We start from the raw sequence: 24,193 nt of genomic DNA, 5'->3' as shown, positions 1-24,193 counted from the left end.
ACGACCCATCTATAGAAAAACCGCCTACAGAGCGGAAACGTGATGTGTTAATAATGGAAAAAAAAGACAATGCCGTGTTGGCATTGTCTTTTAATATGGTTATTTTTTCAAATCTTCAATAGAATCGATTTCCATATAGGTGGGAACGACTAACCCAATTTTTGTCCCTTCCATATTCGAACCTAAGTCTTCGAATTTGCCATCAAATTTTTCATTGTAATCAGCATGTGTGACAGGCAGCCAAGCAGCAACACTTGCGTCTAAGCTTCCGTCAGCAACACCGGCCCATAGAGGTCCAGCTTCAATCTGGCGAAGTGTAACATCATAACCAAGGTCTGTTAACACAGTTGCAATTACGTTAGTACTAGCGATTTCACTGTCCCATGCAACATAGCCAAGGGTAATTTTATCACCATCTACTTTTTCTACACCTTCAGTCCAATCGGCTACTTTGTCAGCATTTGCCTCAACCCAAGCTTTGGCAGCTTTTTCGGGATCTTCGCCATCTGTCACTTTAACCATGACATCTCCCATTTCTTCTGAAGTCCAATTGAACTGATCAAGAAACTTGTAGGCTGATGGGTGATCATCAGCAAGCCCTAAACGCGCAATGGTATGAATATTCTCTTCCCCGCCGTAAACACCTTTAGGATCTTCTAAATATTTCAAATCAAATTTAGAGAATTTCCAATGTGGCGTCCAGCCAGTAATTATGATTGGTTCTTCCTTGGCATAGGCCTTTTTTAATGCTGCAGTCATTGCAGCACCTGAACCTTCAACGACATCCCAGTCATTTAGCTCATATTCCTTAACAGCAGCTTCTGATGCTTTCATTATTCCTGCGCCTGGATCAATCCCGATGATTTTGTAATCAACACTTTCACCTACAGATTGATTTGAAGCTCCTTTTTCTGTCTCATTCTCGTTACTGTCAGCCTTGTCTGTGCCGCAAGCAGCTAGTCCTAATGCGAGGACAGGAATCATTAATGCAGACATCCATTTTTTATTCATTACATATTTCCCCCTTGTTTTTTTATTCCTATATTTTGGGTCATCCGGTCAAGGATAATGGCGATAACCACGATCGCAAGACCAGCCTCAAAACCTTTGCCGATTTGAATCTGTGTAACTGCACGATAAACATCAGCACCTAATCCTGGTGCACCTACCATTGATGCGATTACGACCATTGAAAGCGCAAGCATGATGCTTTGGTTAATCCCTGCCATGATCGTAGGCATGGCTAGAGGCAGCTGAACTTTCATGAGACGTTGGCTTGTTGTAGAACCAAAGCTTTCAGTCGCTTCGATAATATCTGCAGGGACTTGTTGAATGCCGAGTATCGTTAATCTTATCGTTGGCGGCATAGCAAAAATAACGGATGCTACAACTCCAGGAACGACACCAATATTAAAGAAGAAGATAGCAGGAATTAAATAGACGAAGGCAGGCATCGTTTGCATAAAGTCTAAAATTGGCGTTACAATCTGCTTTACCCTTTTACTCTGTGAAGCCCAAATTCCTGCAGGAACCCCGATGAGTACAGACAGGAATACGGCTGCCAATACTAGCGCAAGTGTTTCAAGCATCGGCTCCCAATAGCCTAAGTTATAGATTAGGAACAAGCCAATAAAAGTAAACAGTGCCATTCCTTTTGATGATAGCTTCCAAGCAAGTATTGTTAGTAGAATAATAAATATATAGAAGGGAATAAAACTTAGACCTGCAACTAAGCCATTAACAACACTTTCAAGTACTTTAGTAATCCCATCAAAAGCAGCTTCAAAGGTGATTGTCAGCCAATCAACAAAGTGATCCATCCATTTCGCAATCGGCAGTTTTGGCATTATGCTTTCCATTTGATCACCACCCCTTTATCAGTTTGACTTACAGCCGCTTCCTCTCTTGCCTGTTCAAAATCATTAATTACGTCATTATTGCCTGCTAATGCCCCTATTACAGCACCTCGGACAAGTATGCCTAGGAGGCGATCATTTTCGTCCACAACGGCAACTGGAATCGTGGCGGTCGATACTTTATCGAACAGGTTTGCTAACAAAGTATCTCCTGGAACCTTTTTTACATTAATATCGAGAATGTTAAGCAGAGATTGGCCTTTATCGGCAGCAGACTTTGCATCTGCTGCATGAATAGCACCAAGGAGAGATTTTTTCCTATCTACTGCATAAATACTAGAAATTCCAAGCTCTCTCATCATTTGCAGCGCAACTCGAGGGCCTTTATCGATTTGTACGGTTTCGGCTCTCTTCATAACATGGTTTGCCGTCAAGACTTTCGATAAATCAACATCTTCGACAAATCGTTCAACATACTTGTTCGAAGGTTTCATTAATATTTCTTCAGGGGTGCCAATTTGTACGATCTCTCCATCTTTCATTAATGCAATACGATCACCGATTCTAAGAGCCTCATCTAAATCATGGGTGATAAATACAATTGTTTTTTCCATTTTTGATTGAAGCTCTGTTAATTCGTCTTGCATATCCTTCCGAATTAATGGATCCAATGCGCTAAAGGCCTCATCCATTAATAAAATATCCGGGTCGTTTGCGAGCGCTCTGGCCAACCCGACTCGCTGCTGCATTCCTCCGCTCAACTGATCAGGGAATTGGTTTTCATATCCTTCAAGATTTACAAGTTTTAGGGCATTAATTGCTTTTTGTTTTCTTTCTTCCTTATTTACCCCTTGAATTTCTAAACCGTACTCTGTATTTTCGAGCACAGTCCGATGTGGAAGAAGCGCAAATTTTTGAAAAACCATACTGATTTTTTTTCTGCGAACTTCTCTTAGCTCATCTTTCTTCATTTTCGTAATATCCTTACCATCTATTAAAACTTCGCCAACAGTTGGGTCAATAAGTCGGTTAAGCATACGAACTAATGTGGATTTACCGCTTCCTGAAAGTCCCATAATGACAAAGATTTCTCCAGCATACACATGAAAACTTGCCTGATTAACCCCAACAGTTGCTCCGGTTTTTTTTAGAATTTCACTTTTGCTGTTTCCTTCATTAAGAAGCTGTAATGCTTTTTTTCCATTCCTTCCAAATATTTTTGTTACATTTTTTACGCTTAATTTTGCGTTTTCATCACTCAAAACAATCACCTCGCTCATATATTCACGCCGTTCATTAAGACCTTTTAATTGTATAAGTATTAGAAGATAAAGGGCAAAGCTGATATTCCCCCATATATATCCATAAAGTTTGTACAGGAAAAACTGAACGTACTGTACTTACTGTTTCCTTACAATTCCTTTCATTTACTGCCGTTTCCTTAATAGGGAGCTGCTTTACTTTCAAAAAAAACATGATAGTCTATAAAGTGAAACTTCAATCAGTGAGGGTCTTACAGCCCGTTTTTCTGCGATAAAATGATCGCCATTTTTCAAAGGTAAGGTTTTTTATAACAAATTTACATTTATGGATGTGAATGTTTACATGAATGGAAAAGAACAGCTTGAGCATGCGCGTGAGCGTGTCATTGAAACGATTGCCATGAATATGAACTTATATGGTGTTACTGATTCGGTTGGTCGATTGTATGGGATGTTGTACTTTCACGATCAGCCATTGACGCTTGATGAAATGAAAGAAGAGCTCGGTATGAGCAAAACAAGTATGAGTACTTCTGTCCGAACGTTGCTTGAACTTAAGATGGTAGAAAAGATTTGGAAAAAGGGAATTAGAAAGGATCTGTATCAAGCAGAGGAAGATTGGTATCAAACCTTCATCGACTTTTTTTCGATAAAATGGAGGGCGGGAATATCAATGAATGTATCAGCCATGAAAAAATCATTAAAAGAGCTTGAGACATTAGTTAACTCTGAAGCAACAGATGAGGAAATTCGTCGCGCTGCCAGTATTGATATTGAGAAAATGAAGGATGCACTTCGCTATTATGAATGGCTAAATCGATTAGTTGACAGTTTTGATTCAGGGAAGATTTTTGACTTTATTCCTAAAGATGAAGAGAAATAAATGGATTTTATAGAGGATGACTCTTTTAATTTGAGTCATCCTTTTTTGTGCAGAATAAATGCAAGTCGCGAAATATATTAAATTTTGTCTAAATCTGTCTATAAACTCATATTATCTTTTATTTTCTCCTGATTCTAGTTTTTTTTGATTTTGACAAAAAAAAATAAACATGATTCAAACACAATATGTAGTAGTGCGAGAAATATTTTCACTACTATATATAGATTTTTTTTATTGATTTTACATATTTGATATGATACCTTTATTGTATTAATAAAAACAACTAGAATCTACCAAATCCTAGTTTAATATTAAAATTGAATATTTTCTTTTGAAGGAGTTGTAAAAATGTCTGTAGCATTAGGACAAAAAATGAGTTTAAATATTGATCGTTTAAACCAGGACATCCGATTATTTCCTCAGGTTCATCCTATCACCTCAGATATGAAAATGACCCACAAAGGGGTCTCCCGTTTAGTTATGCTTGATAGGTACACATTTAAGGATACGGAGAAAATCACGTTAACTAATGGGGACTTTGTCGTACTCACCATTAAAGAAGATCCAAAATTCCCTGCCAGAGGGCTTGGTTACATTTTAGATATTGATTGGGAAAACAAAGCAGCATCAGTTCTAGTGGAAGAAGATTATCGTGGAGTGCTTGATGGCCCGGAAGAAGCAAAAACAGGAATCATCAAGAGATCTCTAGATGTGATTGAAAAACCGCTAGAGCTTTTTTATGAGCAAATTGCGAAACGTAATGCAACTGGCCTCGCTTCTGTTGAAGAAACAGAAGAAAAAAGACAGGAGTGGTTTGAAAAGTTCTATCAAGAGCTTGCGAGCCTAAACTTTATCCCAGCTGGACGTGTTCTTTATGGAGCAGGTGCAGATACAGACGTAACTTACTTTAATTGTTACGTTATGCCATTTGTCGCTGACTCGCGTGAAGGTATTTCCGAACACCGCAAGCAAGTAATGGAAATCATGAGCCGAGGCGGTGGAGTTGGAACGAACGGCTCAACCTTAAGACCGCGCAATACACTGGCTAAAGGTGTGAATGGTAAATCATCTGGATCTGTTTCTTGGCTGGATGATATTGCTAAGCTAACACATCTTGTTGAGCAAGGTGGGTCAAGACGCGGCGCGCAAATGATTATGCTGGCTGACTGGCACCCTGACATCATTGAATTTATCATTTCAAAGATGCAAAACCCAAGAATTTTACGTTTCCTTCTTGAAACAACAAATGATGAAATGATTAAGAAATATGCGAAAGAAAAATTGAAATTTAATCCTTTCACTGAGCAAGAGATTGCTATGTACCAAGGAATAATTAATTATAAAAACATTCCAGGCTATGGCGGATTTAGTGAAAAGATTATTCATGATGCAGAGGATAAGCTTGAAACTGGAGGTTCTTATTCTGTACACAATTCAGAATTCCTAACAGGCGCCAACATTTCAGTATGCTTAACAAAGGAATTTATGCATGCAGTAGAAAATGATGCAGAATATGAGCTGCGCTTCCCTGACGTGGAAAGCTATGATAAAGAGGAAATGCGCATCTATAATGAAGAGTGGCATAAGGTTGGAGATGTTCGCGAATGGGAAAAGCTCGGTCATAAAGTACGAGTTTATCGTAAAATCAAGGCGAAAGAGCTTTGGAACTTAATTAATATTTGCGCTACTTACTCAGCAGAGCCAGGCATTTTCTTCATCGACAATGCTAACGAAATGACGAATGCTAAAGCGTATGGACAGAAGGTAGTAGCGACAAACCCATGCGGAGAGCAGCCTCTCGCACCATATAGTGTTTGTAATTTAGCTGCTGTCAATTTAGCTGAGATGGCAGATAAAGAGAATAAAACGGTTAACTTTGAAAAATTAAAGAGAACAGTCGAAGTAGGAGTCAGAATGCAGGATAATGTCATTAATGCAACTCCGTACTTCCTTGAAGACAATAAAAAGCAAGCCCTTGGCGAGCGCCGTGTTGGTCTTGGTGTAATGGGTCTTCATGACTTATTAATTTATTGTGAGACTGAATACGGATCTGAAAAAGGCAATGAACTAGTAGATAAAGTATTCGAAACAATTGCAACGACAGCTTACCGTGCTTCAGTAGAACTCGCAAAAGAAAAGGGAAGCTTCCCATTCTTAACTGCTGAAACAGAAGAAGAAACAAATAGATTGCGAAAAGCCTTTACTGAGACAGGATTCATGCAGAAAATGCCTGAGGATATCCGAGAAGCTATCCTTGAAAATGGTATTCGTAATTCGCATTTGCTAACCGTTGCTCCCACTGGATCCACAGGGACAATGGTTGGTGTTTCAACAGGACTTGAGCCTTACTTCTCTTTCTCTTACTTCAGAAGTGGCCGTCTTGGTAAATTCATTGAAGTGAAGGCTGATATTGTTCAAGAGTACTTAGATAAGAATCCGGATGCAGATCCAAATAATCTGCCAGATTGGTTTATTGCGGCGATGGATTTAGCACCTGAAGCACATGCGGATGTTCAATGTATAATCCAACGCTGGATTGATAGCTCTATCAGTAAAACAGTTAATGCACCAAAAGGCTATAGTGTTGAGCAGGTTGAAAAGGTATATGAGCGCCTGTATCGCGGTGGTGCAAAAGGTGGAACCGTATACGTTGACGGATCTCGTGATTCACAGGTTCTAACGTTAAAAGCTGAAGAAAACAGCTTTGAAGAAACTAACTTCGGCAAAAAAGAAAAAACGAAACAGCATGTCGTGCTTGTTGATACAATCAATGACCTGCGTTCAACAAACGTAATTGGATCAGAGGTTGGAAACACTTGCCCAGTATGCCGTAAAGGTAACGTAGAAGAAATTGGCGGATGTAATACTTGTACGAACTGTAATGCCCAATTAAAATGCGGTTTATAAAATTAGTTAAATTAGTATTACATTTGATTAAAGAGGATGGGATAAGCCCCATCTTCTTTTTTTGGAAATTTTAACATTGTCCTCCGTACTAAATTCAAAAGCCATCGATTAAAGATGTATTAATACATCGATAGGGGTGGCTGCCATGTATATAGATGGTGTTTTTTCAGGTGGAGGCATTAAAGGATTTGCGCTTATCGGTGCCTATGAAGAAATCGAAAAAAGGGGTTTTCGCTTTAAAAGACTGGCAGGTACAAGTGCCGGATCTATCATTGCGTCTTTAATTGCGGCTAATTATTCTAGTAAAGAGGTTTACGAACTGCTTGATGAATTACAACTGGAAAAATTTCTTGATCCACGAAAGACATATTTTCCTTTTGCCGTTACAAAATGGATTTTTCTTTTTTGGCGTCTAGGCTTATATAAAGGGGATGAACTTGAAAAGTGGTTAGCTGAAAAGCTTGCGGCAAAGGGAGTAAAGAAGTTTTCGGATCTCCCTCCACAAGCGTTGCGTGTCATTGCGTCAGATTTAACGAATGGTCAACTTATCGTATTGCCTGATGACTTAATTAAGTATGGAATTGACCCTGGGTCATTTTCGGTTGCAAAAGCGATTCGCATGAGCTGCAGCCTTCCATATTTTTTCGAGCCAGTAAAGCTCTTTACACAACGCAGCGCAAATATCATCGTTGATGGCGGTGTATTAAGTAATTTTCCAATGTGGTTATTTGATAAAGATAATGTCAAGAAAGTCAGGCCAGTGTTAGGCGTGCAATTGAGCCATAGCCTTAGTGAGCATCCACAGCATAAAATAAAAAATGCAATTCAAATGTTTGAAGCATTATTTGAGACGATGAAGGAGGCACATGATTCTAGATATATTTCCAGAAAACATGCTAGCAATATTATCTTTATCCCAACAGAGGGAGTTTTAACGACAGAATTTCATTTGACCCCAGAGAAAAAGCAACAACTTGTTGATTTAGGTAAAAAATGTACGAAGCAATTCTTCTCACAATGGTGCTATTAATAAAATAAAAAGATCGAGCTAGTTAAAGAGAAGCTCGATCTTTCTTTTTGCCCTTTTTTCCTTCAATTACTGTTAAATGTGTTGAAGATTTTTTTCTAGTCCTTTTAATGGAAGTTAAAGAACCGGAGCTTGCCTTGCGACTGTTGCCTTTTCCAGCATCTGGCTGATGAAATCGTCTCTTTGACTTTTTTGCTGCACGAATAAATGCTCGCTGCTCTTGTTTTTTAGGGCTAGCTCTATAAAAACGTTGAAAGATGTAAAACACGATAGCACCAACTAATAAAATGACAGCTATTCTCCGTAAAAAACCGGCAGGATTTGCAATCAAGCTGGTTGACACTCCTAAAACAGCCAGGAGAATAAGACCAGAGATAACCAATAGTGAAATCCGATTTTTCAAGAAAGCCACCTCCCTATGAGCATGATGAGCATATTTCCATTCTTTTAAACTTACGAACATTAAAAATTAAACGATTTCTTCTGTTTTTAAACGCGCTTCAGAAGCTTTTTCTTTTTCTAATAATTTTTCAAACGATAAAATTGCTACTTCCACTTGATCGTCTTTTGGCTCCTTTGTTGTGAGAAGCTGCAGCCAAAGACCTGGAATTCCTAAATATTTCAATACAGGGACATTTCTAACTTTGTTAGTCAATTGCAGTACCTCGAATGAAATGCCGAGTACTACAGGAATAAGAGCAAGTCGGTTGAGGACACGTACATATAATGGTTCAGTTGGTACGAGTAAATAGACAAAAACACCAATAATAACTGTGAATAATATGAAACTGCTTCCACAGCGGTAATGCAGTCTCGATTGGGCTTGAACATTTTCTACTGTGAGTTCTTTTCCGTTTTCAAAAGCATTAATTACTTTATGCTCTGCACCATGATACTGAAATACTCTTTTGATGATAGGTGTTAATGAAACAAAGTATATATATGCGAGCAATAACAGCAGTTTAAAAAAGCCTTCGACTAGGATTTGTGCAAAATGTCCGGGAAAAACAGGCTTAGTCAACTCAGCTAAGAAAACAGGAACGAGAGTAAAAATAAACTTTCCAAAGAGAAAGGAAATAACGCCAACCGCAGCAACACCAAGCCACATTGTTAATTTAGAGCCTTCTTGTTCTTTCAGTTTTTCGTCATCGCTGGGATCCAAATCATATCTTTCAGTAGAAAAATTTAAGTGCTTAGAGCCATTTGCGCTAGCCTCAATAATGGCCACAATCCCTCGAAGAAATGGGATCTTTTTGATTAATTGTAAAGAAGCATTCGATTTACGGGGAAGCTCGAAGTATTCTATGGAGTCGTCCTTACGACGAACCGCAGTGACATAATTATGCTTTCCGCCAAACATAACTCCTTCTACAACCGCTTGACCTCCGTATACAGGCTTTTGATTTTTTGACATGTGTAATTGCACCAACCTATTATTTAAACTCGGAATTTAACAGCTAATTAAACAAGGGTGCATTTCAAAACCACCTCATTAAGTCAAAACATAAAGTATGCTTGAAAAAACTTGTTCAAAATATGATTACGACTGAAGCTGTATGTACCTATCTTTATTCTACTAGAAATCCAAAAAAACCTCTAGGAATGACTGATATTTGATATTAAATAATTTTTTTATGTCTGCTGAAATAGATAAATTGTATCAATCAGCAGCTTAATTCATTTTAATATGCAAGTGAATAATGGCAAAGGGACATAATATAAATGGAGGTGGCTAAAATGGCAGATGATAAGCAAACTGATCAAAATCACGATGATAAACCAATGTCTTTCTTGACACTAGTTATTTTAACAGGCCTAATAGGAGGGATACTTTGGAGTGGAATTGGATACTTTACACATTTTATTAATTTAACAGAAATACATCCGAAGGTTATATTAGATCCATGGACAATTGGAGATTGGAAGGATAGTTGGCTAGGAACCGTTATTTCCCTTCTCATAATAGGTGCGATTTCTATTGTTGCAGCCCTCATCTATTATGCCCTGCTTAGAAAGTTTCTGAATATATGGGTGGGGATTTTTTATGGGATTTTTCTTTTTTTGTTAGTCTTTTTTGTGCTAAATCCGATTTTTCCTGGTATAAACCCTTACAATGAACTCGAGAGAAATACGATTATTACATCTATATGTTTATATGTATTATATGGTGTATTTGTCGGATATACGATTTCTTATGAGGAGGGCGAAGTGAAATATAAGGAAAAAAGGGAAAAAGAGGCGAAATCCTAATTGCCCTCGTCCAATACGAAAAGGTGAATAGAATTTGGATTTTCGTGGTAGTTAAAATAAATTCAATTGTGATAGAATGTTCTTGGTGAATCATTCAGCAAAATATTCTCTATTTGAGTAATAGGAATAGTTATCTTAAGAGGGAGAGAAGAAAAAAATGGAAAAGCTACAGAAGCTTCAGTCTGTTTTTGAACGGTTAGGTATTGATGGCATGCTAATCACAAGTGAATATAATCGCCGCTATATGACAAACTTTACTGGTTCTGCAGGCGTTGTACTTATCAGTGGGGAAGATGCACAATTTATTACTGATTTCCGCTATATCGAACAGGCAAATGCGGAATGTGAAGGCTATAAAATTGTTAAACATACAGGCTCCATCCCCGTTGAGGTAGCCCAGCAAGCAAAGAAACTGGGCATTAAAAAGCTTGGTTTTGAACAGGACCATTTAACTTTTTCCGCTTATAAAGCTTATGAACAAGCAGTGGATGGAGAATTAGTTCCTGTATCAGGTGAAATTGAAAAGTTACGCTTGATAAAGAGTGAGGCAGAGATTAAGATATTAAAGGCAGCAGCTGATATTGCGGATGCCGCATATAAACATATTCTTGAATTCATTCGTCCCGGCATCACAGAGCTTGATGTGTCAAATGAATTAGAGTTCTTTATGAGAAAAGCGGGAGCTGCTTCGTCTTCTTTTGATATTATCGTTGCTTCCGGCTATCGTTCTGCACTTCCACATGGGAGAGCTAGTGACAAAGTAATTGAAAAAGGCGATTTCGTTACATTAGATTTTGGTGCCTATTATAATGGATATATTTCAGATATCACCCGAACTCTTGCAGTTGGAGAGCCTGATGCCAAACTTAAAGAAATTTATGATATCGTTCTTCAAGCACAGTTGCGAGGAATGAATGGCATAAAGCCTGGAATGAGCGGAAAGGAAGCAGATGCTCTCACACGCGATTATATTACTGAAAAGGGTTATGGGGAAAACTTCGGGCACTCGACTGGCCATGGTATCGGATTAGAAGTTCATGAAGGACCAACACTCTCCTTCAAATCTGATATTATTCTTGAACCTGGTATGGTCGTAACTGTTGAGCCGGGCATTTATATCCCTGGACTTGGCGGGGTTCGAATTGAAGACGATACGGTTATTACAAAAGATCATAATGAATCGCTCACGCATTCAACAAAAGAACTAATCATATTATAATTTAATAAGTTTAGAATGAGCCCTATTTGGTGCTCAAGCTAGCAAAGACATGTAGACAATTAGGAGGATTTTTTGATGATTTCTGTTAATGATTTTCGTACAGGCTTAACCATCGAGGTAGATAACGGTATTTGGCGTGTAATGGATTTCCAACACGTAAAACCAGGGAAAGGTGCAGCTTTTGTCCGTTCCAAACTACGTAACCTTCGCAATGGAAACGTTCAGGAAAAAACGTTCCGTGCAGGTGAAAAAGTTGCAAAAGCACAAATTGATAATAGAAAAATGCAATACCTTTATGCTAATGGGGACCAGCATGTTTTTATGGATAATGAATCATATGATCAAATTGAATTACCGGCATCAGCGATTGAGTATGAATTGAAATTTCTTAAAGAAAATATGGAAGTTCATATTCTGATGTATAATACTGAAACTTTAGGAGTGGAGCTTCCAAATACGGTTGAATTGGAAGTAATTGAGACAGAACCAGGTATTAAAGGGGATACAGCGTCTGGTGGTTCTAAACCGGCAAAGCTTGAAACGGGTCTAATCGTTCAAGTGCCTTTCTTCATCAACCAAGGAGATAAATTAATTATCAATACAGAAGAAGGTACATACGTATCTCGTGCTTAAAAAATGATTTGGAAAGTGATCGTTCTTTTTAAACATCCTTTCCTGTAAAAAACTTCCGCTTGAAGTTTTCAGCGATATTACGTATTATAATGATACAGAAGCTGCGTTGTACGCTTGTATATGAAGTTTCAACCTTTATATTTATTTAGGGAGTTCAACACCATTACTTGAAAAACATGCCTCCAATGAGAGGACGTTTGGGCAGTAATTGCGGACACCCACCTGGAGGAGCAGGTATGAAACTCCATATAAATCGGCGGCAAAGGCGGCTATACATATGGATACTTAAGCAATAACCAATTGGTTATTGCTTTTTTTATGTTTAAAAATCTATGGAAGATAAGTATATTCAGCTAATACTTGACTGCTAATTTCTAATGTGCCTGGCTGAATTGCTGTAGCTGCTTCACTTTTAACAAATGCAGATGTCTGAATTGGAAAGGGTTCTCCGCGATGGCCCATTTCTTGTATTAAAATTGGGGTATTATTCAGTTGAACTCCTAATGTTCTCGCAATTGCTTCAGCCTTTTGAAAAGAATCGATAACAGCAAAAGACAATGCTTGTTGTTCGTATTGGCTTGGATTATTTACAGAGAATTTGATGCCTGTTATTATATTTGCGCCATTTTTTACTGCCGTATCAACGACCAATCCCGCCTTCTCTATATCACCAATTGTAATGAGCAGTAAGTGCTCTACTCTGTAGCCCCTAAAAATTTGTTTTCCTTCTATATAATCATATTGTGGAAAAATGGAGTAATTGACCGTTCGTATTTGGTCATCATGAATGCCAATCGAATTTAAGGCGTTTTTTATGTTAGCTATTGCGGCGGCATTATCGTTCTGAGCTTTCTCTAATTGTACATCCTCTGTAGAAACACCTAATGTGATCTCTGCTCTATTTGGTGCCACTGTTACCTTTCCGATGCCGGAAACTCTGATGATATTTTGCCTTTTTCCACTTGCTAGAGGTGTTCTAAAGGGTGGCTGCTGATAATACATCATTCTCCCTCACTTTCTGTATATTAGGTTTTGTAAATGTATACGGCTAAATGAAATATAACATTCGAACTTTTAGTGTTTTCCACGAAAGAAATCAATTCAAAGTCATATTGTTTCAATGCAGGCATACATTTTAAGTAGTAAGATGCTAGTCCTACTAGAAAAATGGGAGGATCAACAAATTGGAAACGATTTTAGCTTTTTTACCGAAAAATATCTCAGAAAAAATGCTGCATATTTCACCTCCACAATTGAATGAACTAGAAGAAATTCGTGTTCGGATTAATCGCCCGCTCGAATTAACGATTAAAGGAAAACCACAATTTTTGCCTTATGTTGTAAATCAAGAGGATGCCTTGCATTTGTTAAACAAGATCAGCCATTTTTCTATTTACACCCTTGAGGAAGAACTGCGCAGGGGGTATATCACGATTGAGGGCGGACACCGTGTTGGCTTAGCGGGAAAAGTCATCCTAGAGAATGGAAAAGTAAAAGCTATAAGAGATATCTCTTCCTTTAATATCCGAATTGCCAGAGAACAAATTGGGATAGCAGATAAATTAATAATGAACTTGCTCGATAGGGGTTCTTGGCTTCATACGATGATCATTGGACCGCCACAAACGGGGAAAACAACACTGCTTCGTGATATTGCAAGAATCATTTCAAGCGGCGACAAGAATAATCGGTTTCCCTCCTATAAGGTAGGAATCATTGATGAGCGATCTGAAATTGCAGGAAGTGTGAATGGTATTCCTCAAATGACATTTGGGCCACGCATAGACGTTCTGGACGCTTGCCCAAAAGTTGAGGGCATGATGATGATGATTCGTTCAATGAGTCCTGATGTGCTCATTGTTGATGAAATCGGAAGAAAAGAAGATGCAGAAGCGATAATGGAGGCTGTGAATGCAGGAATCAAGCTAATCATGACTACTCACGGAAATTCCTTAGAAGAGATAAGCAAGAGGCCAACGATGAAGCCCATTATAGAAATGGGGATTTTCCAGCGATTTATTGAGTTAACTAGAAAAAATGGCCCAGGAACTGTAGCAGGGCTCAAGGATGGGAATGGAACAGGGATTATTAATGAAGTGAGAGTGACTTAAATGATGAAATTAATTGGTGCCGTCTTTATTATCGTTGCCACGACGTGGGCTGGTTTTGAAGCATCTAGGCATTTACATGAACGGCCGCGCCAGCTTAGACAGCTGAAGTCAGCATTGCAGTCATTAGAAGCTGAAATTATGTATGGTCATACTCCACTGCATGAAGCGGCAAGAAGGCTTTCGGTTCAATCGGCAAAACCATTGTCCTGGTTTTTTGAAAAATTCGCAAAAAAACTGACAAATAGTGAAACAACGGTGAAGGAAGCCTGGGAACAAAGCCTCAAGGAAATTTGGAAAATGACTGCTCTGAAACAGGGCGAGTTTGAAATAATGAAACAATTTGGAGAAACATTGGGCCGCCATGACCGAAAGTCACAGCAAAAGCAAATCATGCTGACATTATCACACTTAGAACGAGAAGAAAATGATGCCTACGACAAACAAGCCAAATATGAAAAGATGGTGAAAAGTCTAGGATTTCTAACAGGGTTACTATTAATCATTTTATTAATGTAAATCGCGGAAACGCATAAACGAAGCAAAAGCATGCTGCTTGATTTTCATAGGAGGGAAAAGGATGGGCCTTGAGGTTGATATTATTTTTAAAATTGCGGGTGTCGGAATAGTTGTCGCCTTTCTGCACACTATACTCGATCAAGTTGGAAAAAAGGAATATGCCCAGTGGGTGACACTGTTTGGGTTTATCTATATTTTGTTCATGGTTGCATCAATCGTAGATGATCTATTTCAGAAAATCAAATCGGTGTTTTTATTTCAGGGGTAAGGGAGGTCTTTGCCATTGAAATTATTCAAATAGTCGGAGTCGCACTTGTAGCAACCTTTCTTGCTTTAATTGTGAAGGAACAGAAACCAAACTTTGCTTTTTTGCTCATTGTATTTGTTGGTTGTGCGATTTTCCTTTTTTTAGTCGATCAAATTTATGCCATCATCCACATGATTGAAAGAATCGCTATCAATGCAAAAGTAAATATGATTTACATTGAAACAATCTTAAAAATTATCGGCATTGCCTATATTGCTGAATTTGCAGCTCAAATAACGAAGGATGCTGGCCAAGGAGCAATTGCTTCAAAGATTGAACTAGGAGGAAAAATACTTATTCTGGCAATGGCGATCCCAATATTAACAGTCATGATTGAAACGATTATTCAAATGATACCTAGCTAATAGATGCGCGGCATTTTTCTTAAATGAGGTGTAACGGATGGAGCAACGGCTGCAGAAAATATTATTTCTCAATCTACTATTCTTCTTTTTACTAATACCAAGTGTACAAGCCTCTCCGCAAACAGAAGAAGTAAACAATACAATTAGTCCGCAAGCACTTGTTAATTCACAGCTTGATTCTCTCAATATCGATGAATTAAAAAGCTTCTGGGAAAAAATTAGCACCGAGTATGGAGGCTTTTTGCCTGAAAGTCAGAAAGGCACATTATATGAATTTCTAAAAGGGGAGAAGAAATTTTCCTTTAAAGACTGGACTTCAGGGTTCATGAAATTCATCTTCCATGAATTTATTGTCAATGGAAAACTATTAGGCTCACTCATATTGCTTACAATATTCAGCATGTTTCTGCAATCGCTGCAAAACTCCTTCGAAAAGAGCACGGTAAGCAAGGCGGCATATGCGATTGTATTTATGGTTTTAATCATCCTTGCACTAAACAGTTTCCATATAGCCATCAGCTATACTCAGGAAGCAATTGATACGATGATTTCTTTTATTCTTGCGCTAATACCATTATTACTCGCTTTAATCGCCTCATCTGGAGGGCTTGTATCCGCTGCGTTTTTCCATCCAGTCATTCTATTTTTAATGAATATAAGCGGTTTACTAATTCAATATGTTGTATTGCCATTATTATTTCTATCGGCATTGCTCAGTATTGTCAGTATCATGTCTGATCACTACAAGGTAACTCAGCTTGCAAATTTACTGCGAAATTGGAGTATTGCCCTGCTTGGTCTGTTCTTAACCGTATTCTTAGGAGTAATTTCCGTTCAAGGAGCATCTGCTGCTGTAACAGATGGAGTGGCGATTAGGACGGCTAAATTTATTACCGGCAATTTCATACCTGTTATAGGCAGAATGTTCACAGACGCAACAGATACAGTCATCAGCGCCTCTGTTTTACTAAAAAACACTGTCGGAATTGCTGGTGTGGCTATCTTAATTCTTATTGCGGCATTCCCTGCAATCAAAATTCTCATGATTGCGTTCATTTATAAATTTGCAGCTGCTATTTTACAGCCTTTAGGCGGCGGGCCTATTATCTCCTGCCTTGACATTATTAGTAAAAGTGTCATCTATGTATTTGCTGCACTAGCCGTTGTTTCCCTTATGTTCTTTCTAAGTATCACTGTAATCATTGCAGCTGGAAACTTGACGATGATGGTCAGGTAGGAGGTTATTGCAAATGGATTTTATTAAGGAATGGATTACAAATATTATTTTGTTTGTCTTATTAGCAACAGTGATCGACATGCTGCTTCCAAATTCAAATTTGCAAAAGTACACAAAAATGGTGACAGGGCTATTACTTATTGCCGTTATTTTAACACCTGTCTTAAAGCTCATTTCGAATGATTTCGAAAAAGTGCTCGCATCTGTACCAGCAATCGAGGGTCCTGGAGAAAAAAACTTAGAAAATTCAATTGAAATGAAGAAAAGAGAAATACAAGCCTGGCAAGATGCATATATTCTAGAAGACATGGCTGTCCAATTAGAAAAACTAGCTGAAGAGGAGCTGATGGCACAGTATCAATTAGAAATTTCAAGAATTGCTGTTGAAGTTGATGAAAAAGCCGATAGCACTTTCCCGGAAAACCTTCTTAAGGTAACAGTCCAGTTGAAGGCTAAAGCAGAAACAAAGGAAGCTGTTGAAGTCGTTAAAAAAGTCGAAATCAATACGCGGGAATCTCTTCCTTCGAACAATCCAACTAGTGAAACTGAAAAAATTGCCTCTCTATTAGCGGAAAAATGGAATATGAATGAAGAAAAAATTGAAGTTCGGGTAGAAGGAGGGAAGTTGAAAAAGGATGGATAAAGATAAAGGGCCTTTAACATTATTGAAAAAATGGCTTTCCAAAGATGATCAGCCTGATAAAAAGCCTGGGAAGTATCAATATTTGCTTCTTGTCCTCCTCTTTGGAGCAGCCATTATGCTAATTAGCAATATGTTCTTTAATGACAAGTCTTCGAATTCAAACATACCTGTTATGAATAATAATCAAAAAACGAATGAGGAAGAGGATATTCCAGCATTTGGCCAGAAGCAGAAGGCAGGCAATGACATGATTGCTGCTTATGAACGGGCTTATGAAGCCCAGTTGAAAGAAGCACTTGATACTATCGTTGGAGTAGACGATGTGACAGTGGTCGTTAATGTAGATGCGACTGAAGCGAAGGTCCTCGAGAAGAACAGGACTAGCAAAACTCAAGTTACTGACGAAACCGATCGTGAAGGCGGTAAGAGAAATGTCGAGGATATTTCGAACGAAGAGCATCTGGTGATTACAAGAAGGGGAGAAGAAGAGGTTCCGATTGTACTAGAAACGAAGAAGCCCAAAATAAGAGGAGTTCTAGTTGTTGCAAAAGGTGCTGAAAATATAACAGTAAAAGGCTGGATTATTGAGGCGGTAACAAGAGCACTAGATGTTCCTAGTCATAGAGTTGCTGTCATGCCTAAAAAAACTAAGGGGGAATAATAGATGTTATTAAAAAAACAAACTGTCTGGTTATTAACTATGCTAAGCCTAGTCGTTGTATTGTCGGTGTACTATATTACATCACCAGAGCAAAATGGAAATAATCTAGCAAATCCGACTGAGGAAGCCCAGCAGTCAAATGAAACAGCAGTAGAGAATTTAGATGATAGTGCAATTATTACTAATGCATCTGGAGATGAAATGTTTGAAGCATTACGCCTGAAGTTAAATGATGAGCGCAGTAAAATGATTGAAGAGTTAACGGCTAAGATGGCTAATACAGAGCTTCCTGCCGAGGAAATCAGCGCGGCAAAGGATCAGATTGACCTGCTTGATGCCCTAGCTAAAAAAGAAGAAATGCTAGAAACATTAATTCGTGCCATGAATTACGAAGATGTACTAGTACGTGCAGAGGGGAAAAATGTTCGTGTGACTGTGAAAGCGAAAGAACTTTCCCGTTCAGCCGCAAACGACATTATTCGTGAAGTTAATAACGAAATTGGCGGTCTTCAGGCAGTAACAGTAGAATTTAAAGCTCCAAAGTAATATAGATTATACATCAAAAAAATAGCGGAACCCATATGGGTCCGCTATTTTCCCTGCAGTTTAATCAATTCTTCCATTGATTTATTTGCATTTACTGCCACATGAACTAAATGATTATGGTGTTGTGTCTGCAAACTAACTGTCGAGGAAAGCTCTTGTAAGGCAGAGCAAGTTTGTTCGATCACCGCACTGAATTCGTTAGCAGACTTACTGATGGACTTAGATGATTCATTTATTTCTTTTGTAAGGAAGTCATAGCTTGAAATATCTTCTTTTAAAAAATTAAATTTTTGATATACATCTTGAAATGCTTCATGTGTTTCATCTGAAAGCGTAAGATTGCTGCTAACTTTATTCCCTGCTAATTGAACATTGTTTTTCGTCTCTTCTGTATTCATCATAATTCTATTAAGATTGTCAGTGATTTGTTTGGCTGTTTTTCCAGTTGTATCAGCTAGCTTTCTTACTTCTTCTGCAACAACCGCAAAGCCCTTTCCGCTTTCACCGGCTCTTGCTGCTTCTATGGATGCATTGAGTGCCAAAAGGTTCGTTTGCTCAGCTATTGCACGAATGCTGGCTGAAAAATTGGAAGTTTCATTCACAAGATTGGCAAGTGAGGAAATTTCATTATAAACTTTATGTATCTCATTATAGGAATGCTCTAAATTATTTCTTAAATGATGAACGAGAGAACGTCCCTTTTCTGTGATTTGCTCAGCCTCAATAGAATCATTATGAAGTTTTTCAATAAGCAAACTTGCACGATCTGTTAGTTGATTGGCACGTTCAAGTGAATAGGTAATGTCAAGAACAGTATCAGTTTGGAATTGAATACCTGAGGAAATTTCAGCAATGGACTGGCTCATTTCTACAGCTGCCTCATAATTTTCCTGACTCAATTGTTTCACATTTTCAATCATGGAATAAAGGTCTGTTGAACTATTATGGACTGTCTTTTTCATTTTAATATTATTTTCTAATAATAATTGGGTCTCGATTTGTGCCGAAACAATATGTTCCGATAGTTTATTAGATAAGATTAGCTGGAAGAATAGCAGAATAGTTACGAGAAAATAAAGTAAATAAATAGTCACATAATTTTTCATTTCAAGAGGCAGTTGATCGTGATGTAAAAAAGTGAAAACAGTTATCACCGCTAAGCCAAGAACAAAAGCAAGCAAAAGGATATTTCGCTGCATATAAATAGCGGCCATAGCAACAACGAAATAAATTAAAAAATACGCTGTCGGGGATACACTATTTTCCATTATGACAAACATTACGATTGAGACTATTAGAATAGCTAAATATGGAATGAGAGATATTCCTTTTTTTAGATAATGCATTATAGAAACAATTCCGATGCCTGCTCCTCCGGCAATTATAATAGAAAGAATGACTGCCAAATCCTTCTTCATTACAATATCGACAATGGCAGCAAGAACGACACATACTAAGGCTGCTTTGATAATTAAGGAATTTTTTCGAATTAAATCATCTCTTTTTATCTCATTTATCGAACTCATTTTCCACCTTCTCCTCTATTCCTGGTCCATTTGGATTATTATTTCGCTATTTTTTGTGAAATTCCTCTGAGGAAACTCACGAATTTTTAACATATGACTTGAAAAAGTGGAAAATAATCGTAGAGAAGAGGGTAATTGGGCATAATTATTATTCATAGTCGTAATACATGATTGAATTTCAATAAGATTTTATCGTATGATATTAGTAGCTAGTCATAAATTATTCTTACGGGTTCGTTATTTATCAGGAGAAATTGCCTGGAATATTTGAGCTCAAGTGAAAACAAGGGGTGCCCAATATGTTAAAAGTACAAGAAATTCGTGAGCTTATTAAGCTTGTCGATCAGTCAAATATTGATGAATTTGTATATGAGCATGAAGGATCAAAAATTAAAATGAAAAAGAAAACGGCTGAAGCAGTTGTTGTTCAGCCAGACAAGATTTCAGCCCAGGAAGTTCAAGTTCCACAGCCAGTACAAACTGCAGCTGTTCAACAGGTTCCAGTTGAAACTGCTGTTCAAGAACCTGTTAAGGAAGCAGAGGTTAATACGAAGAACCTACATAAAATTGTTTCTCCAATGGTTGGTACATTCTATCAATCCTCATCTCCAGATGCAGATCCATATGTTAAGGCAGGCTCTAAGGTTTCTAATGACTCGATTGTTTGTATCGTAGAAGCAATGAAACTTTTCAATGAAATTGAAGCCGAAGTCAATGGGGAAATTGTTGAAGTTCTAGTTAAAGATGGGCAATTGGTAGAATACGGCCAGCCATTATTTTTAGTAAAAGCAGAATAAGGAGCGGTAACAGGATGATTAAAAAACTGCTAATTGCAAACCGAGGAGAAATCGCTGTTCGGATCATTCGTGCTTGCCGTGAAATGGAGATTGAAACGGTCGCCGTCTTTTCTGAGGCTGATAAAGAAGCTCTTCATGTCCAGCTTGCCGATGAAGCATATTGCATTGGACCGACAGCATCTAAAGATAGCTATCTAAATTTCACCAATATCATTAGTGTCGCAAAGCTAACCGATTGTGATGCGATTCATCCAGGCTATGGCTTCCTAGCGGAAAATGCAGATTTTGCAGAGCTATGCCGTGAATGTAATATTATTTTCGTAGGGCCAACGCCAGAAGCCATTACGAAAATGGGAACGAAGGATATTGCAAGAGAAACAATGAAGGAAGCAGGCGTACCGATTGTCCCTGGTTCGAATGGAATTATTAAGGATATCGAGGAAGCTATTGAACTTGCTAACAAGATTGAATATCCAGTTATTATTAAAGCTACAGCAGGCGGCGGCGGAAAAGGTATCCGCGTTGCCCGTAATGAGCAAGAGCTTGTAAAGGGAATTAACATAACACAGCAGGAAGCTTTAACGGCTTTTGGCAACCCTGGTGTTTATTTAGAGAAATATATTGAGGATTTCCGCCATGTTGAAATTCAAGTTTTAGCTGATACATTCGGAAACACAGTTCATCTAGGGGAAAGAGACTGCTCGATTCAAAGACGTCTTCAAAAGCTATTAGAAGAAACACCATCTCCCGCATTAGATGGTGAAACACGTGAAGAAATGGGAAATGCTGCCGTAAAAGCTGCAAAAGCAGTTGATTATACAGGCGCTGGCACGATAGAATTTATATATGATTACCAGAATCGCAAATTTTACTTTATGGAAATGAATACCCGGATTCAGGTTGAGCACCCAGTTACAGAAATGGTAACAGGAGTTGACTTAATAAAGGAACAAATAAAAGTGGCATCAGGTGAAAAGCTGAATTTTTCGCAAAAGGATGTTACATTTAATGGCTGGTCAATTGAATGCCGAATTAATGCAGAAAATCCAGAGAAGAATTTTATGCCATCCGCAGGAAGAATTAACATGTATCTTCCTCCAGGCGGTTTAGGAGTTCGTGTTGATTCTGCGGCATATCCGGGATATATGATTCCCCCTTATTACGACTCCATGATTGCAAAGGTAATCACCTATGGCGCAACTAGGGACGAAGCCATCGCCCGAATGAAAAGAGCATTAAGCGAGTTTGTTATTGAAGGTGTGCACACAACTATTCCATTCCATTTAAAGCTTCTTAGTCATGAAAAATTTGTGGATGGTCAATTCAACACTAAATTTTTAGAAATGTATAATGTTATGCAGAGAGAAGACTAATTGGAGGTGCTTAGGGTGAACGAGAATATTCTAGAAATGAGTCATGAAAACAATGGATTAGGAAAAATTGAGATTGCTCCAGAAGTAATTGAAGTCATTGCTGGAATTGCCGCATCAGAAGTAGAAGGAGTAGCGCAAATGCGTGGAAACTTCGCTACAGGCGTTGTAGAACGTTTAGGGAAGAAAAATCATGGCAAAGGGGTAAAAGTCGAGCTTTCTGAGGACGGTATTAAGGTAGATGTATATTGTTCAATGGTATTCGGCGTCTCCATTCCAAATGTTGCCCAGAAAATTCAAGACAATATCCGACAAGCATTATTGAATATGACTGCACTAGAAGCACAAGAAGTAAATGTTCATGTTGTTGGAATCGTTTTTGAAAATCAAAAACAAGCAGTTGAGTACGAGCAAGAAATATAATTGATAATCAAAAGGCCAAAGACACAAATTTGTCTTTGGCTTTTTTACTTAAATGTCTATCAATAGTTTAAATTTATTCTGTTTTCTGCTAGAGTTATTATGGATAAAGTATTTGGCTTAATGGGGAAAATTTTTCTTACTCAGTGCTTATTGGACAATCTTATGCTATTATTTAAAATGTATTTTTACAGAATTAAATGGCATAAATGATAATAACAATAATGCAATGAGTGATTAGACTTAGGCTGCAACTGAAACTTTCCCTGTTAAAGGAGTAAATAATAGAATGAAAAGAAGAACAGCAAGAGAAAAAGCATTACAAGCCATTTTTCAAATTGATGTAAGCGAAGTAGATCCAGCCTCAGCCATTGAACATGTTTTAGAGAATGCGCCAAGCAATGAATTTCTTAATCAGCTTGTCAATGGAGTTGTAGAAAACAAAGAAGCTATTGACGAAATAATTAAGAAAAATTTAGAAAATTGGACATTGGAAAGATTGGCAACAGTTGATCGAAATCTTTTAAGACTATCCGTTTATGAGCTTTTATTTTGCAAGGATACACCCCAAAATGTCGTTATAGACGAGGGAATTGAAATTGCAAAATTATATGGGGATGATCAATCAAGCAAGTTTATAAATGGTGTTCTTTCCAAGATAAAGCATCAGCTTTAATGTGTCAGTAGGTTCCTTTCATTAATTTTTAGGGAGAAGATAACATGACTGTGAATTTGATTGATGGAAAAGAAATAGCTAGACAAAAAAAGACCTTTATCGCTGAAGAGGTAGAAAAACTAAAAAAAGAAGGCATTATTCCGGGACTTGCCGTGATTTTAGTCGGAAATAACCAGGCATCAAGAACATATGTCTCGAGTAAAGAAAAAACTTGTAAGGACCTTGGAATGCATTCGGAGTTAATTGAGCTGCCTGAAGAGGTAAGTGAAGAAGAACTTCTTGGGAAAGTAATAGAACTTAATGAGGACCCAAATATTCATGGGATTTTAGTACAATTGCCATTGCCTCATCATATTGATGAAGTGAAAGTAATTGAAACCATTTCTCCGGATAAAGATGTAGATGGGTTTCATCCCGTTAATATTGGAAGAATGATGACGGGACAGGATGCGTTTCTGCCATGTACCCCATATGGAGTTATGGAAATGCTTGATTTTATAAATGTAGATATTTCAGGCAAGCATGTGGTTGTCGTAGGACGCAGTAATATTGTAGGAAAACCAGCAGGCCAGTTATTCCTAAATAAGCATGCAACGGTTACATATTGCCATTCTAAAACAACAGATTTGAAAAAATTTACTAGACAAGCAGATATTATTGTGGCAGCTGTTGGTAAGGTGAATTTCATAACGAAGGAGCATGTTAAGGAAGGTGCTATCGTTATCGATGTTGGAATAAACCGAAATAGTGAAGGTAAGCTTTGCGGAGACGTGGACTTCGATGAAGTGAAGGAAGTAGCAAGCTATATTACACCTGTACCAGGCGGCGTTGGTCCAATGACAATAACAATGCTTATGTTTAATACATTAAAGGCGGCTAAGTCCATTCAGCAAAAAAATGCAAAGTAAAAATTAATAAATTGTCTAGCTTCTGCCCTTTTCAAATGATGCTTTAGTTCCTCTTACACTGTACGCTTTATAC

The 24,193-nt window shown here is 37.9% G+C and carries 26 protein-coding genes and 1 other RNA gene; 20 read left to right on the top strand and 7 right to left on the bottom strand.

Going from position 1 to position 24,193, the window contains the following annotated elements:
* Positions 1–99: 99 nt before the first annotated feature.
* The 3 genes from RRV45_RS14910 to proV are packed head-to-tail and all read right to left on the bottom strand — an operon-like array spanning position 100 to position 3,124.
* On the bottom strand, positions 100–1,011 hold the full coding sequence (locus RRV45_RS14910) for a glycine betaine ABC transporter substrate-binding protein (protein ID WP_315665482.1): 912 nt from the start codon (positions 1,009–1,011) through the stop codon (positions 100–102).
* Complete coding sequence (locus RRV45_RS14905) at positions 1,011–1,859, bottom strand: ABC transporter permease (RefSeq protein WP_315665481.1); 849 nt, start codon at positions 1,857–1,859, stop codon at positions 1,011–1,013. The genes RRV45_RS14910 and RRV45_RS14905 overlap by 1 nt, the downstream gene beginning before the upstream one ends.
* Positions 1,847–3,124: a glycine betaine/L-proline ABC transporter ATP-binding protein ProV gene (gene proV / locus RRV45_RS14900; protein WP_315669047.1), complete on the bottom strand. Its 1,278-nt coding sequence runs from the start codon at positions 3,122–3,124 to the stop codon at positions 1,847–1,849. Before proV ends, RRV45_RS14905 begins: the two co-directional genes overlap by 13 nt.
* A gap of 337 nt (positions 3,125–3,461) precedes the next feature.
* Between proV and RRV45_RS14895 the strand changes: the two genes are divergently transcribed.
* From RRV45_RS14895 to RRV45_RS14885, 3 genes are all read left to right on the top strand, one after another.
* Positions 3,462–4,001, top strand: coding sequence for a GbsR/MarR family transcriptional regulator (locus RRV45_RS14895; RefSeq protein WP_315665480.1), 540 nt, complete (start codon positions 3,462–3,464; stop codon positions 3,999–4,001).
* A 348-nt stretch (positions 4,002–4,349) separates the two neighbouring features.
* Positions 4,350–6,908 (top strand): vitamin B12-dependent ribonucleotide reductase, encoded by a 2,559-nt coding sequence (locus RRV45_RS14890; protein WP_315665479.1) that lies wholly within the window; start codon positions 4,350–4,352, stop codon positions 6,906–6,908.
* 145 nt (positions 6,909–7,053) lie between these two features.
* Positions 7,054–7,938 (top strand): patatin-like phospholipase family protein, encoded by an 885-nt coding sequence (locus RRV45_RS14885; protein WP_315665478.1) that lies wholly within the window; start codon positions 7,054–7,056, stop codon positions 7,936–7,938.
* 22 nt (positions 7,939–7,960) lie between these two features.
* On the opposite strand, the gene RRV45_RS14880 is transcribed toward RRV45_RS14885, so the two are convergent.
* Together RRV45_RS14880 and RRV45_RS14875 are read right to left on the bottom strand one after the other, a co-directional pair.
* Positions 7,961–8,338 carry an SA1362 family protein gene (locus tag RRV45_RS14880; RefSeq protein WP_410489297.1) on the bottom strand — a complete coding sequence of 126 codons (378 nt, stop codon included), beginning with the start codon at positions 8,336–8,338 and terminating at the stop codon, positions 7,961–7,963.
* A gap of 66 nt (positions 8,339–8,404) precedes the next feature.
* Positions 8,405–9,349, bottom strand: a complete 945-nt coding sequence (locus RRV45_RS14875) for a DUF1385 domain-containing protein (protein WP_315665476.1) — start codon at positions 9,347–9,349, stop codon at positions 8,405–8,407.
* Between the two features lie 323 nt (positions 9,350–9,672).
* Between RRV45_RS14875 and RRV45_RS14870 the strand changes: the two genes are divergently transcribed.
* The 4 genes from RRV45_RS14870 (at position 9,673) to ssrS (ending at position 12,313) form a co-directional block, all read left to right on the top strand.
* Positions 9,673–10,185 (top strand): YqhR family membrane protein, encoded by a 513-nt coding sequence (locus tag RRV45_RS14870; protein WP_315665475.1) that lies wholly within the window; start codon positions 9,673–9,675, stop codon positions 10,183–10,185.
* A 157-nt stretch (positions 10,186–10,342) separates the two neighbouring features.
* Entirely contained in the window at positions 10,343–11,404 is a 1,062-nt protein-coding gene (locus RRV45_RS14865; RefSeq protein ID WP_315665474.1) for a M24 family metallopeptidase, read from the top strand.
* Between the two features lie 75 nt (positions 11,405–11,479).
* A complete protein-coding gene (gene efp, locus RRV45_RS14860; protein WP_315665473.1) occupies positions 11,480–12,037 on the top strand; it encodes an elongation factor P in 558 nt (185 codons plus the stop codon).
* Between the two features lie 95 nt (positions 12,038–12,132).
* Positions 12,133–12,313, top strand: a non-coding RNA gene (gene ssrS / locus RRV45_RS14855) — 6S RNA.
* Positions 12,314–12,367: 54 nt separating this feature from the next.
* Here the strand turns inward: ssrS and RRV45_RS14850 are convergent.
* Positions 12,368–13,042: an SIMPL domain-containing protein gene (locus RRV45_RS14850; RefSeq protein WP_315665472.1), complete on the bottom strand. Its 675-nt coding sequence runs from the start codon at positions 13,040–13,042 to the stop codon at positions 12,368–12,370.
* A gap of 179 nt (positions 13,043–13,221) precedes the next feature.
* Between RRV45_RS14850 and spoIIIAA the strand changes: the two genes are divergently transcribed.
* The 8 genes from spoIIIAA to RRV45_RS14810 all read left to right on the top strand — a co-directional run bounded on the left by spoIIIAA (position 13,222) and on the right by RRV45_RS14810 (position 18,423).
* Complete coding sequence (gene spoIIIAA / locus RRV45_RS14845) at positions 13,222–14,148, top strand: stage III sporulation protein AA (protein WP_315665471.1); 927 nt, start codon at positions 13,222–13,224, stop codon at positions 14,146–14,148.
* Positions 14,149–14,664: a stage III sporulation protein SpoIIIAB gene (spoIIIAB, locus tag RRV45_RS14840; protein WP_315665470.1), complete on the top strand. Its 516-nt coding sequence runs from the start codon at positions 14,149–14,151 to the stop codon at positions 14,662–14,664. It abuts the gene before it with no gap.
* 61 nt (positions 14,665–14,725) lie between these two features.
* On the top strand, positions 14,726–14,932 hold the full coding sequence (gene spoIIIAC / locus RRV45_RS14835; RefSeq protein ID WP_009794945.1) for a stage III sporulation protein AC: 207 nt from the start codon (positions 14,726–14,728) through the stop codon (positions 14,930–14,932).
* Between the two features lie 14 nt (positions 14,933–14,946).
* A complete protein-coding gene (spoIIIAD, locus tag RRV45_RS14830; RefSeq protein ID WP_315669046.1) occupies positions 14,947–15,336 on the top strand; it encodes a stage III sporulation protein AD in 390 nt (129 codons plus the stop codon).
* Between the two features lie 37 nt (positions 15,337–15,373).
* Positions 15,374–16,573 (top strand): stage III sporulation protein AE, encoded by a 1,200-nt coding sequence (spoIIIAE, locus tag RRV45_RS14825; protein WP_315665467.1) that lies wholly within the window; start codon positions 15,374–15,376, stop codon positions 16,571–16,573.
* A 13-nt stretch (positions 16,574–16,586) separates the two neighbouring features.
* Positions 16,587–17,216, top strand: coding sequence for a stage III sporulation protein AF (gene spoIIIAF / locus RRV45_RS14820; RefSeq protein ID WP_315665466.1), 630 nt, complete (start codon positions 16,587–16,589; stop codon positions 17,214–17,216).
* Positions 17,209–17,877, top strand: coding sequence for a stage III sporulation protein AG (gene spoIIIAG, locus RRV45_RS14815; protein ID WP_315665465.1), 669 nt, complete (start codon positions 17,209–17,211; stop codon positions 17,875–17,877). The genes spoIIIAF and spoIIIAG overlap by 8 nt, the downstream gene beginning before the upstream one ends.
* A gap of 3 nt (positions 17,878–17,880) precedes the next feature.
* Positions 17,881–18,423 (top strand): SpoIIIAH-like family protein, encoded by a 543-nt coding sequence (locus tag RRV45_RS14810; RefSeq protein WP_315665463.1) that lies wholly within the window; start codon positions 17,881–17,883, stop codon positions 18,421–18,423.
* A gap of 44 nt (positions 18,424–18,467) precedes the next feature.
* Here the strand turns inward: RRV45_RS14810 and RRV45_RS22125 are convergent, their stop codons facing one another.
* On the bottom strand, positions 18,468–19,289 hold the full coding sequence (locus RRV45_RS22125) for a methyl-accepting chemotaxis protein (RefSeq protein WP_410489384.1): 822 nt from the start codon (positions 19,287–19,289) through the stop codon (positions 18,468–18,470).
* A 959-nt stretch (positions 19,290–20,248) separates the two neighbouring features.
* Between RRV45_RS22125 and accB the strand changes: the two genes are divergently transcribed.
* The 5 genes from accB (at position 20,249) to folD (ending at position 24,120) form a co-directional block, all read left to right on the top strand.
* Positions 20,249–20,746: an acetyl-CoA carboxylase biotin carboxyl carrier protein gene (accB, locus tag RRV45_RS14800; RefSeq protein WP_315665461.1), complete on the top strand. Its 498-nt coding sequence runs from the start codon at positions 20,249–20,251 to the stop codon at positions 20,744–20,746.
* Between the two features lie 14 nt (positions 20,747–20,760).
* On the top strand, positions 20,761–22,119 hold the full coding sequence (gene accC, locus RRV45_RS14795) for an acetyl-CoA carboxylase biotin carboxylase subunit (RefSeq protein WP_315665460.1): 1,359 nt from the start codon (positions 20,761–20,763) through the stop codon (positions 22,117–22,119).
* 36 nt (positions 22,120–22,155) lie between these two features.
* Positions 22,156–22,539 carry an Asp23/Gls24 family envelope stress response protein gene (locus RRV45_RS14790; RefSeq protein WP_315669045.1) on the top strand — a complete coding sequence of 128 codons (384 nt, stop codon included), beginning with the start codon at positions 22,156–22,158 and terminating at the stop codon, positions 22,537–22,539.
* A gap of 286 nt (positions 22,540–22,825) precedes the next feature.
* A complete protein-coding gene (gene nusB / locus RRV45_RS14785; RefSeq protein ID WP_315665458.1) occupies positions 22,826–23,212 on the top strand; it encodes a transcription antitermination factor NusB in 387 nt (128 codons plus the stop codon).
* A 44-nt stretch (positions 23,213–23,256) separates the two neighbouring features.
* Complete coding sequence (gene folD / locus RRV45_RS14780) at positions 23,257–24,120, top strand: bifunctional methylenetetrahydrofolate dehydrogenase/methenyltetrahydrofolate cyclohydrolase FolD (protein WP_315665457.1); 864 nt, start codon at positions 23,257–23,259, stop codon at positions 24,118–24,120.
* The last annotated feature ends 73 nt before the right edge of the window (positions 24,121–24,193 follow it).

The sequence above is a fragment of the Bacillus sp. DTU_2020_1000418_1_SI_GHA_SEK_038 genome (genome assembly GCF_032341175.1).
Lineage (GTDB): Bacteria > Bacillota > Bacilli > Bacillales > Cytobacillaceae > Cytobacillus.
Note: the sequence above shows the minus strand (reverse complement) of the source record. Positions and strands in the feature narration are given on the sequence as shown.